Source organism: Streptomyces sp. JNUCC 64, from assembly GCF_054484115.1.
On the sequence record NZ_CM137015.1, the window covers coordinates 45967 to 57835 of the forward strand.

General features: G+C 70.7%; 8 protein-coding genes and 2 pseudogenes. 6 read left to right on the forward strand and 4 right to left on the reverse strand.

What is annotated here, in order from left to right; translation table 11 throughout:
* Position 1: 1 nt before the first annotated feature.
* Entirely contained in the window at positions 2-565 is a 564-nt protein-coding gene (locus tag ACVWNX_RS00175; protein WP_454411776.1) for a hypothetical protein, read from the reverse strand.
* On the reverse strand, positions 558-1709 hold the full coding sequence (locus tag ACVWNX_RS00180; RefSeq protein WP_454411777.1) for a hypothetical protein: 1152 nt from the start codon (positions 1707-1709) through the stop codon (positions 558-560). The genes ACVWNX_RS00175 and ACVWNX_RS00180 overlap by 8 nt, the downstream gene beginning before the upstream one ends.
* 458 nt (positions 1710-2167) lie before the next feature.
* On the opposite strand from ACVWNX_RS00180, the gene ACVWNX_RS00185 reads away from it, so the two are divergent.
* Positions 2168-2476, forward strand: coding sequence for a hypothetical protein (locus ACVWNX_RS00185; RefSeq protein WP_454411778.1), 309 nt, complete (start codon positions 2168-2170; stop codon positions 2474-2476).
* 19 nt (positions 2477-2495) lie between these two features.
* On the opposite strand, the gene ACVWNX_RS00190 is transcribed toward ACVWNX_RS00185, so the two are convergent.
* Complete coding sequence (locus tag ACVWNX_RS00190; RefSeq protein ID WP_454411779.1) at positions 2496-2663, reverse strand: hypothetical protein; 168 nt, start codon at positions 2661-2663, stop codon at positions 2496-2498.
* A 1109-nt stretch (positions 2664-3772) separates the two neighbouring features.
* Positions 3773-4791, reverse strand: a pseudogene (locus ACVWNX_RS00195) (IS5 family transposase).
* Positions 4792-4831: 40 nt separating this feature from the next.
* Here ACVWNX_RS00195 and ACVWNX_RS00200 point away from each other — a divergent pair.
* The 5 genes and pseudogenes from ACVWNX_RS00200 (at position 4832) to ACVWNX_RS00220 (ending at position 11551) form a co-directional block, all read left to right on the forward strand.
* The gene (locus ACVWNX_RS00200; RefSeq protein ID WP_454411780.1) at positions 4832-5074 is read left to right on the forward strand and encodes a helix-turn-helix transcriptional regulator; all 243 of its coding nucleotides are present in this window, start codon (positions 4832-4834) and stop codon (positions 5072-5074) included.
* Between the two features lie 159 nt (positions 5075-5233).
* On the forward strand, positions 5234-6118 hold the full coding sequence (locus ACVWNX_RS00205; RefSeq protein ID WP_454411781.1) for a DUF6083 domain-containing protein: 885 nt from the start codon (positions 5234-5236) through the stop codon (positions 6116-6118).
* The gene (locus tag ACVWNX_RS00210; protein WP_454411782.1) at positions 6118-6603 is read left to right on the forward strand and encodes a hypothetical protein; all 486 of its coding nucleotides are present in this window, start codon (positions 6118-6120) and stop codon (positions 6601-6603) included. The genes ACVWNX_RS00205 and ACVWNX_RS00210 overlap by 1 nt, the downstream gene beginning before the upstream one ends.
* 75 nt (positions 6604-6678) lie before the next feature.
* Positions 6679-8149: pseudogene (locus tag ACVWNX_RS00215) on the forward strand (UvrD-helicase domain-containing protein).
* Positions 8150-8248: 99 nt separating this feature from the next.
* Complete coding sequence (locus tag ACVWNX_RS00220) at positions 8249-11551, forward strand: hypothetical protein (protein WP_454411783.1); 3303 nt, start codon at positions 8249-8251, stop codon at positions 11549-11551.
* Positions 11552-11869: the final 318 nt, after the last annotated feature.

An 11869-nucleotide genomic window follows, 5' to 3' on the forward strand; every position in this document is an offset into this window, starting at 1 on the left:
CTCACTTCTTCCTCGGAGCGGGCAGGATGTCGTAGCCGTTGCGCAGTTCGGCCACATCGCGCTCGGACCACAGCGCGACCATGGGTCCGAGGCGGATCATGCCGTCGCCGCCGTCTGCCGCGAGGTGTCCGCATGCGCGCAGGAACCGCAGGGCCGTCAGGAAGTGCCCGGTCTGCCCCAGCATGGCCGCCCCGTCGCGTGGCGCGAGAGTGTCCTGGAGAGGAGTCAGGGCGGCGAGAATGTCCTGCTGTGCGGCGGGTTGTCCCGGGTATAGCGGCTGGCTGGGGTCAGGCCAGCAGTGGCGGATGCAGCAGGCCAGCGTGAGCAGGCGGACGGTCGAGGCGGTTCGGTGGACGTCGTTGTCGCCCAGCGCGCCACTTGCCGGTTCCACATCGGGAGCCCAGCCGGTCATCAGCTCCTGGGTCCCGTCGGGGGTGACGACATCGACCAGCCGGCGCTCCACATCGTCGGCGGCGCAGCGCAGCTGGGTGAGTTCTGCGCGGTCCGCCGGGACAGGGACCGTGCGCAGGGCTCGGGCCCGTGCCAGCAGGTAGGGGTCACTCATGGGGGCTCTGCGGTGCGGCTTCGGTGTCGTCGTTTATGTCTTGTGGGCTGTCGGGAATGCGGTACACGGTCACCGGCGAGGCGTAGGTGACCGGCCCTGCGGCGTCCACGATGACCTCGCGGGAGATGTCGAGCATGAGCGGGATAGCGGGGTCGGCTGCGGCGCGCAGCATGTCGACCAGGTGCTTGACCGCTGCCTGCCAGGGCAGGGCACGCAGGCGGGCGGTGACGTCGGCTTCGTCCTTTCCGGCCATGAGTAGGGTCACGGTGGCCTCTCGCCGCTGCCGTGCGAGCGCGGCTTTGGCGCGTGCAGTCTCGACCGGATCCGGGCCGGGCGGCTGCGTCGGGGGGCGCGGCAGGCGCTGCCGCGGCGGCGGGGGCTGGTGGTCGGCTGCAGCGGTGAGGATCTGGCCCGTGGTGATCTGGACGTGGGGCGGATCGAAGACGGTCGTGGAGAACACCTGCGCGAGCGTTTCCGTGGAGGAGCGAAGGGCCGCAGTCAGGTACTGCTCGGGTAGGAGCATGCTGAAGTCGCGCCGGGTGGTGGCTTGTTGCATGAGCCGGTCGTGGAACTCGTGGACGGCTCCTGTGTAGCGCAGGGCTTCCCGGATCAGGCGGGTGCCGCCGGAACGCAGTGCGGGGTACTGCTCGGCGACGGCATGGACGAGGTGTTTCGCTTCCTCGAGCGATGTGGTGTGGGCGTGGTGGTGACGTTGGCCGAGCAGTTCTTCGATGGGCCTGGTGCGCACCAGCCGCAGCAGGTGGTTGGTGTAGTTCGCAAGGCTCCGCCGGGCCTGGGCGATCTTGGCGGCCAGTTGTTCCTCGGTCAGGGAGCCGTTCAGAAGGCCTTCGCGGGCCCGGTCCAGCAGCATGGTGATCTCCTGGACACCGCCGGCCTCCCCCAGGCGCTCGTACACCAGCAGTGCGGCACCGCTGGTCGGGTTGAACACATACCGCTGGTCGTATGACTTGCCGTGCAGCGACTCCAGCAGACGAAGTTTGATGAAGATCCGGAATCTTGAATCGAACTCGTCGGCGGAGGCCACCGCGGCGCAGGCCTGGGCTATCTCCCCGCGGCTCAGGCCGTGTTCGGAGCCGAAGTCGCCGAACACGTCCCGGACGGCCTCGGCGATGCGCAGTGCCACCGGATCGCGTGTCACTGCGCTCGGTGCAGCAGCGACCGGTGCCACGAATGGCGGTATGTGTTCTAGACCCTCCGCGTCGTCCTCCTGCTGCACGGAGAACAAGTCAGGCTGATCCGGCAAGTCCCCCTCCACCCCCGCATCACGCGCGTCCCTGGACCAGCATGACCGCTACCGGGCTCAAAGGGCCCGGAAACCACAAAACTTGTCTTTATCCATCCCCATCCCCATCCCCAGCCGCAGCCGCAGCCGCAGCCGCAGCCGCAGCAGTGAGCGTGTGTCAGGCGCATCGGGCTCGCCGAGGTCTCTATCGTCCGTCTCGCTGGAGCGGGGCCTCGCGTCGAGCCGGCCGCCATGTACGCGAGTATCAACGCCTGCGGCATCGCCGCTGGCACCGTCAGCGCCGATCCCGCCGGCATGCTCGGCCCCTCAGTGCAACCGCCTCGGTCCGCCAGCGGGAGTTGCCGCTGCGCACCGACCTGCGGGTCCTCAAGGCTGAGGTCCTGGCGGCCATCCTCGTCGGGCTCATGCAGTTGGCCGGGCGCGCACGCCGCGGCGGCACCTCCGTCGAGCTCTACCTGGTCGGAAGCGCGGACGGAGCGCCCGCCGGCTCGCCGAACCGCCGCGCGCTCACCTGCGCCAGCGCCCCTCTCGAAGCTGCCGAGTTCGTCGCCGGTCTCTACGAAGAGCTCGGCTTCGACGCGGTCGACGCGAGTCCGCGCAGCGAATGGTCGCTTGCCCCCGTCCCGCGTAGCCCGCTATCCCGGTGACCAAGGAGCAACTGTTCGCCTACCTCGCGACGGCCAGGCGCGCGGCCTGAGGATCGGCCCACCGGCAGGTCCAGTGCAGATCCCCGGAGTCCGGGCAGGCCTGCCATGACCTGACCAGTCCGGTCCGGGCCAGCCGGTCGAGCATGTCGGGCAGCTCCGTGGGGTGCGTTCCGCAGGCGCGCGTCATCTGGTCGAGTTCGGTCAGGCCGGAGCCAGTTTCGGGATCGGTATGTGCCGCGAGGTAGACAACGGCTAGTTGCAGCAGTGACCCAGTGGCCTCTGCCCCCCGGCCGGGGAGCCAGCGCGCAGCGCCCAGTCCGCGGCCTGCACACGGTCGGGGCGGGCTGGGGCCTGGCCGAGCACTGTGATGTCGAGCAGTTCTGCGACGACCTCGCCGGCGGAGCATGCGGGGGCGATACGCAGCCATCGCGCGCGCTCCAACTCGTGCCACGGGCCGGGTCCGTTGAGACGGAGGCTGCGCGGGATGCCCTGGGGCAGCCGGACGTGCATGGTGGCGTTCATGCGCAGGGCGCACTGCAGAGCGAGCAGGCGTGCGGCGGGCGAGACACCTGGCGGAAGTGCGACCGCCAGGTAGTTGAGCATTTCGCGTACGCGGGCCTGCTCACCCGGGCCTCTGGCGCGCCGCTTTCGCCGCCGAGCGGTGGACGGTTGCGGCGACGTGCGGGCGGGGGTGGTGTCGGGCACGACAGCGGCCTGGGCGGTCGCGGCGGCGCAGGTACTGCAGGCGTCGGCGAGTCGCCATACTCGTCCGCCGCGTTCACAGGCGAGGAGAAGGCGGATGGGGCCGTCGCAACCGCGGTGACGGGGGTGCCAGCGGCAGCCGCGTTCATGGCACTGGCAGATCCTCAGGTGGGGCGGGAGGATGTCGCTGCGTGCGTGGCGTGCGAGGTGAGTGAGGGCGGCCGAGCGGGCGGAGGCCGCGGCGACCTGTCCGCTGGCGTGCGGGCATTGCGGGCAGACCAGGACGAGCCCGCCGGGGTGCGAGCGCAGTTCCACGGTCCAGGCGCGTGGCGTCGCCGGGCATGTTGTGCGCTGCCTCATGGGCGCGTGTTCCTCCCTGTGCTTGCGCGCCGGGCCCATCAGGGGCTGTGGGCGGCCACTCACCATAGGGCAGATCTCTGCCCTATCGCTGGCGCCGCGACCTGCAGAATTAGGGCAGAGGTCTGCACTGACAGGGCAGGGGTCTGCCCCGTCGGATGGACGGGTGACGATCTTGCCGCCCGATCCGGACCTCAACACGCTGCGCTTGGAACTAGGAGCTGTTTGAGGTTCGGATCATGTGGTTGGGGTGAGGTGTTTGAGCCACATGATCGATCCTCTGAGGTGGAGTCCCGCTTCGTAGCTTTCCGGGGATTTGTCGTAGCGGGTGGCGAGTCCGCGCCAGGTTTTGATCTTCTGGAAGCAGCGTTCAACGGTGTTGCGCTGGCGATACCGGTCCGGGTCGAAAGCGACGGGCCGACCACCAGCGGAGCCCTTCCTCTTCCGGTTGGCGGCTTGGTCGTTCCTCTCCGGAATGACCGCTGTGATACTGCGTCCTCGCAGGTAGGCGCGGTTGGCCTTGGAGGAGTACGCCTTGTCGGCGGCCACCGCGCCGGGCCGGGTCCGCGGGCGGCCGACCGGGCTGGCGACCCGGATCGCGCCGAGCACCGCCGAGAACTGCGGGCTGTCCGCGGCCTGGCCCGGGGTCAGGACGAAGGCAAGCGGCAGCCCACAAGCGTCGACCGCGATATGGATCTTGCTGCTCAGCCCGCCTCTGGACCGGCCGACCCGGGCTGCCTTCGCCCGGACCCTGGAGCGGTGCCGTGCCACAGCACGGTCCTGCTGCGTCCCGTCCTCCCTGCCCGCACCCGGTGCGGCCTGCGATGGATGACCCGCAGGACCGGTCCCTGCTCCGGCAGCGGGACCCCCTTTTCCTCGGTCAGGGCCTGTTCGAGAGCGTCCAGGGTCTCCCCGGCGACCGCCAGCCCGGCCGATTCGTGATGGGCCCGCACGATGGTGGAGTCCACACTGACCAGTTCCAGCCCGACCCGTCCACGTGCCGCCGCCTCGGCGATCAGAGCCTCCATCAGCGCCTGGAACACCCCGGCTTTCGCCCAGGCACTGAACCGCGAATACACAGTCGACCAGGGCCCGTACCGCTCCGGCACATCACGCCAGCCAGTACCGGCGCGGAACCGCCACAGCACCCCGTTGAACTGATCCCGCACCCGCCGGGGCAACGGACCGGTCGCCGCTACCGGCAGATGCCCCTCGATCAACGCCCACTCGGCATCCGTCACATCAAAACGCGCCACACGCGAGTTCTACCAGCCCCACCCGGCACACCACCAAGCCTTGAAAAGATCCGAACTCCAAACAGCCCTAGCGCGCCTGCGGGCCGTGCGCGGATGGACCTATGACGAGCTTGCCGCCCACAGCGGCCTGGCCAGGCGCACTCTCATCGAAATCGAGCAGGGGCGCACCATCGGCACGCTGAAGACCTGGCACGCTCTCGCCCACGCTCTGGGCACCCCGTTCGACGAGCTCTTCGCGACGCTGTGCCGCGGGCACGACCTGCCGGGGCCGAGCGGGGACTGACCCCCGTCCTGGCGGCCATCCCGGATCACCCGAACCGGCGAGACCGCCTCGAACGCGTGCCCGCGCGTTCGCACTCCAGTTGCACCATGTGCGGCTGAGCGGGCGATCCGGCCCCACCGCTGCCGCGGATGCGGCGTGTTGGCTGGCAGGTTCACGCGCATGCGCTCCACACCTCCCGCCTCCCGCCACTGGGACCGCAGCCCCGTCCTCGCCCACCGCGCGCGCCGTTCCCTGCAGATCACCCCCGACGGCGCCAGCCGGCTGCGCTGCGGACAGAGCGACCGGTGCCGCGACTGCGGCAACCGGATCGAGTGGTACCACCGCGGCGACCGCCGGCCGGCCCGTCTCCATCCGCAGGAACTGCCGGCCACCCGGGTGCCCGCCGCCTGCCGCTGGCACGTCAGCTCCGGAATCGCCCACCCTGCCGGGGACGGCAGCAGCTGGTGCCGTCTGCCGCACGCCGTCCTCTGTCCCGCCCGCGACACGGCACCGGCTCCCCCTGAACTGGCCGGGCTGCGCCGGTCGCTGGCCGTGCACACCCGCCGCATGATCGACGCCGGGGTCTTCACTCCTCCCCCGGCCTCGCCGGACAGCTCGGCGCCCCAGCCGCCCGTCTGCCGCCCGGCCCGGCCCATCGTGCAGCTGTTGTATGTCCGCTACCTCGCCTCCCGGCCGGTGGATGAAATCCAGTGTGTCGCCCAGACCCGGCGCCGCCACCGCTGCACCAGCCCGCTGCTTGCCTCCGACGCCCCGGCCGGCACCTGGAGACTGGTCTCCGCCACCGCGACGGGCGGCCAACTGGCCCTGCCCGCCGAGGTCATGGCCCTCTACGACCTCACCGGCGTCCCCTACGCCGAGCAGCTGCGCTGGCGCGCCCAGCGCTGCCCGCAGCATGCCGCCACGCCCACGGCCGCCGACCTGGCGGTGGCCGGCTGGGAGCCCTTCGACCCGCTGCACCACCACGAACACATCCACACCCGCCTGCCCACACCCGTCCGACGCCCCAGGACTGCAGGCCGTGCACGGCAGGCGGCCCGGCCGTGATGCCGCACCACGCCATCGAGATCGCCCTGACCAGGCCTGCCACTCCCGGCGAACTCCGGCATGCACACTCCGGCGTGTCCCTGGCCGCGAGCGCGGACCGCACCCGGCTGATGACGGTCTACAGCGCACGCAGTCCCGCCAGTGCCCTGCATGCGCTGCGGCGCCGGCTGGGCACGCGCCTGCCGATCGACGTCCTGACCACGCACTACCCCGACCGGCACGGCCAGGTCCTGCTCAACGTCGCCCTGGACCACACCGCCGACAGGGCACTGCGCCAGGCCGCGACAGTCCTGGGGCAACGCCCCCAGGACCTGCTCCGACGGCGGGTGACCGCGGCCCTTGCCCGGGAGGATCAGGAACGCGCCCGGCGCCTGGAGGTTCGGCTCGAGAGTCTGCTCGCCCACCACACACCCGAAGACGTCCTGGCCTGTGTGGCCGGCCTCCTGCACAGCCACCAGCACCATCCCACTCGTACAGCGCCATAACTCCTTCTCCTACGCCGCTCCCGACACGGCGGCTGCAGGCCCCCTGATCCTCTTCAATCTTTCGCGGAGCCCTTGTTGCACACGCCCACCGACGAACAGGCCCACGCCGTCGACGCCTTCCGGGCCGGTCACCATCTCGTCCTGCAGGCCGTCGCCGGGACGGGAAAGACCAGCACCCTCAGCCTGCTTGCCGCCAGCACCCTCAGCCGCGGCCGCTACCTCGCCTTCAACAAGGACATCGCGCGCGATGCCACCACCCGCTTCCCCCGCACGGTGGTGTGCAAGACCGCCCACGCCACGGCCTACGCCGCCGTAGGGCACCGCTATGCGAGCCGGCTCAACAGCCCCCGCCAGCCGGCCTGGAAGACCGGCCGGGCACTCGGCATCACCCGCCCGGTCCGCATCGGCGATCACGAGATCAGCCCCCCGGACGCTCTCCCACACCGTGCTGCGCACCGTGACCCGCTACTGCTACTCCGCCGACCGCACCCTGACCCGCCACCACGTACCGCACCTGCGCGGCCTGTCCACCTCCGGCGAGCACGCCCAACTTGCGCATGAAGTCCTGCCGTTCGCCCTCAAGGCCTGAGCCGACCTGCACCACCCCGAGACAGGTGTGGTCCGCTTCGAACACGACCACTACCTGAAAATGTGGGCCCTGACCGAGCCGAGACTCGAAGCCGACTTCCTCTTCCTCGACGAGGCCCAGGACACCAACCCGGTCCTTGAGGAGGTCTTCGCCGCCCAGCGTGGCCATGCCCAGCTCGTCATGGTCGGCGACTCCGCCCAGGCCATCTACGGCTGGCGCGGTGCGCGGGACGTGATGACCGGCTTCGACGCCACTGCTCTCACCCTGACCCGCTCCTTCCGCTTCGGCCCCTTGATCGCGGAAGAGGCCAACCGGTGGCTCGCTCTGGCCGACGCCCCCATCCGCCTGACCGGCACGGAGACCATCCCCACCGAAGTCGGCGATCTCGACTGCCCCGATGCGGTGCTGTGCCGCACCAACATCGGCGCCATGGCCGAAGTCATGCGACTGCTGTCGGCCGGCCACCGTGTCGCCCTCACCCGGGGAAAGCAGCAGTTGGCCGCACTGGCTCTCGCCGCCCGCGACCTCAAAGGCGGCCGCCGCACCTCACACCCCGAACTCGTCCTCTTCAACTCCTGGGGCGAACTACAGGACTACGCCGCACACGACCCCGCCGGCCGCGACGTCCAACCCTTCGCCGACCTCATCGACACCCACGGCCCCGACGCCATCCTCGCCGCCGTCGACCAGCTCACCGACGAACAGCAGGCCGACGTGACCGTCTCCACGGCCCACACCGCCAAAGGCCGCGAATGGCCCACCGTCAAAATCGGCGACGACTTCCCCCCGCCCAAGGACACCGACCAACACGACGCCCAAGGCCGCCCCGTTCCGGAACCCGTCAACGACACCGACGCCCGCCTCGCCTACGTCGCCGTCACCCGTGCCCGCCACCAACTCGACCTCGGCGGCCTATCGTGGATCAACACCCACCCCACCGCGCTCAGCGTGGCGTGACCGGCGACGACATCACTCGGCGGGGTCCGAGGGCTGCTCCATTCCGCCCGCCCGGATGCGAGGCCGTTGCCGTGGTCGCAGGGCCGCTACGGTGACAGGGTGACTGTCGCGAACGACTCCCCGGGCGGCGACGCCGGCCAGACCGGCTTCGCTGTCTCTGCTGAACTGTCCACGGCGTTGACTGCTCAAGGGCCCCACGGTGAGCGGGCGTTGAACCTCCTGCGGGATGCGGCGGCGGTCCTGTCCGATCCCGGCCGGTGGCACGCACCGTACGAGGTCTCGCAGTCCTGCTGCCGGGGAGCGATCGACAGCATCCTCAACCTGGCGCCGAGGGACATCGAGGGCATCGAGGCAGCGAGGGGCGCGGTCACGGATACCGCCAAGTCCACCGTCGAGGCATGGCGCGCCCACGACCAGGTCTCGGAAGGGCTGTTGGACGAGCTCGCTGCCGCGGTAGATGCGCTGCGGGCAGAGGAGGCCAATCCGGGTGGGCGGCGCATCCGCCAGATCGGGCACCTGGTGCAGGAACTGACGCGCCAGGAGATGGGCCTGGCCGAGGTGGAGGCCGTGCGCAACTCCTGGACCCGTTTCTATCGGGACACTTCTGGTGTCCTGCACGGTTCGGGTGCCACACCGGAGGAGTCCCGCGAGCGGTTCGAGGGGGTGGTGGCCTCCTTCGAGCAGCTCTTCCTGGGGCTGCCCGAGCGTGCCGAACGGTTGCGGCAGCTGGCGCTCAGTGAGCAGCCCTCGCCGGAGGATGCCGCTGAGATCGCGTCGATGTCGGATCCGCGCGCCGGCGGCTACTTCTTCCGCGCGGCGGTGAGCCGGCGCTGGCTTGGCCTGCTGCCGCTGGGCCGGCTGCTGCCGGAGGCTTCTCGCTGGCCGGCCCTGCCCTATCTGCGGCGGCTGCTGGATGCCGAGGCACCACAGGTGTGCGCGTGGGTGCAGCAGCATCTCGCCGCGATCGAGGCGCGTGGTGGCGGCGCGACCGGTATGGCGGTGAGCCTGGTAGCCCAGGCGGGCATGACGGCGTGTGCGCTGCTGCAGCAGATCGCAAGGACGCACGAGGACCGCCATGTGCTGCTGCGCATCAGTTACTGGGCCCGGGACGTCCCGATGTCCGACCGCAGCGGGCAGTGGGTCCGCGTCGTCGAAGAGGTACTGCGCACATCGTCCTTCGGCACCGACGAGTCCTGGGAGGCGGCGCAGCTGGCGCATGCCCTGGTGCAGACGGCCCACCCGGAGGGACAACTGCGCCCGGCTGGGGACCGGTTGGGGGTGATCACCCGGTCTGTGCTGGCGTCTGTGCTCGCCGCGCCTCTGGCGGAGGTCGATGCGTGGCAGATCAGCCTGGTCAACGACCTGCGGGAGATTTCCCTCGCTGATCCGCCGCGCGACGTGCTGTTCACACTGATGCGTGCCGTGCTCGACCTGGCCCGGCAGGACGCACGGCTGGGCGTCCCGCTGTCCGAGCGGTGGCGGGTACTGGACAACAAATTGCCGGGTGGCGCCGCGGCCGACCGGCTGCGCGCGGTCGTCCTTCTGGAGAGCTACGACGACGACCGGGCCGATGCGGAGTCGTCCGCCACCTGGTGGGAACAGGCCCTGCCGCTGGCGGGTCGGCTGGCGGCTGCTGGATCCCCGCGCGCGGATGTCGCGGACTTCCTTGCCCTGCTCGAGGACGCCTGCCCGGACGAGCACCGTGGCGGTTTGCACGAGGTGCTGGTCCAGAGTCTGGGGGAGGCACCGTCCGCTCAGGAGGTCTCCGCCTGGAGGGAGGCTTACGAGACGGCGTCCGAGCCGCTGCCGAATGCCTGGGACACCGTCTGGGCGCTGTCTTCGGTCCTGGCCCCGCAGGTACTTGAGCCGTGGCGGCCGCTGCTGGAGATGCTCACCGCTTTGACGGGGCGGGCCGCACCGGCGCGTCCCGTTCCGCGCTTTCAGGTCACGTCGTGGGTCGAGAGCCACGGCGGGCTGTCTGCGGACGTGTTCGCTGCCCGGGCGGCAGAGGATGGGCCCGCCGCCGCGGTCGGCCAGCTGGTCGCCGCGCCCGTCAAGCGCACCGACGTCGACGCCGAGGGTGCTCGCGCCGGTCTGATCAGTGACCTCGTGGCCCAGGATCCGCCACTGTGGGCCCGCGACCCGGACGGTGTGGCGGCGGCTGCGGCCAGCGCCCCGACCGTGCTGGCCGCCTACTTCAACTCCCTGCACCGGGCCGCCCGTGAAGGAAAACTCGCAGGCGGCGAGCTCGCTCCGATCGCCCTGGCCGCCTTCGCCGCCCGCCCGGCAGCCGGGCAAGACGGCCCGGGCACGGAGCAGTTGCAGCGGGTGATCTGCAACCTGCTGCACCGGGCGTGGGAGAGCGATCTGCTGCTGGACACCGCATCAGGGGAGGAAGCCAGCGCCGTCGCGTGGCTGGAGGGCCTGGTCACCGGCTGGACGCAGCCTCGCGCCGACACCCGGCAGCCGCTGCTGACGGCCATCGACCAGCCGGGCGGGGCAGGGCTGCTGTCGCTGATCGCCCGGGCGGTCAAGCAAGCTCACTGCACCGGCCAGACCCTGGCCGAGCCGGTCCGCACGCTACTGACCCGGCTGCTGGAGGACGAGCCCGACGACCAGGCCCTGGCGGTGATCGGCTTCTGCCTCGGCCAACTGACACATGTCGACGCGGCATGGGCCGAGGAGCACGCCGACCGGCTCTACTCCCTTGACGCCCCGTGGCGACCGGCCGCGACCTGGCTGCGGCACGGGCGCCCGCACACCGGCGTCCTGGCACGCCTGGACCGCACGGCCCTGTTGCAAACGGCGGCCGGCCCGGACGGCATCCCCGCCATCGACAAGATCATCCTGGTGTTCCTCAACGGCTCCGAGGCCCTGGGCCCGGCCACCGTACTGCTGACAGAACTCGCCGCGCAGGACGGCGGCCCCCAGGCCGTGTCCGAGGTGCTGTGCCACATCGCCGGAGCCCTGATCCAATGCGAAGAAACAAGCCCGTGGCCCGAACGCGCCGCGGCGCTGTGGCGCAGTGCCCTCGATGCGCAGCTGGAGCCCGCTGCTCTCACCGGGGCGGGGCGGTTTGCCTATGCCGACCGTCTCGACGACCGCACCTGGCTGGAGTTGACCGCCCTTACCGTGGCCCTGCAGCCGGCGCTGGAGGCGCCCTACCAGGTCGCTGAACGCGCAGGCCGGCACCCCGACTCCGCTGATGCCCTGCGTATTGCCGCAGCGCTGCTCGGCACCCAAGTGGACCTGTTCCACCAGCGGGAGATTGAGGGGCATGCGGCCCGGCTCTTCGCCCAGAGCACGGCGGACGGCACATCCGAACATGAACAGCTGCGGATCGCACTGATCAATGCCGGCGCGATCGAAGCGGCCTACAAGGACCCCCCGACCGGTCCGTGACGGCCCTGGCACGGGCGGGTTGTGTATCCGGCCCTGTTCCTGTGGCCGCTCCCGGCTACGGTGCGAGGCATGAAGTCACGGATCGTGCAGATCGTTCGGTGGAGCAGGCCGCAGCCCCAGCGCGCTGACCGTGTATGCAGTGCCCATGGCACGAGGTCCTGCTCGCGGGAGCTCGTCGCCGATGTCTTCCTCCGCGACGCGGGCAGTCCTCGTATCCACTGGACTGTGTGCCAGCAGTGACTCGATCATGAGCCCGCCGTCGCTGCCCACGAAGCCAGCCGGGAGGGCCACGGCCCAGATCCTGACCGGATCAGCCTG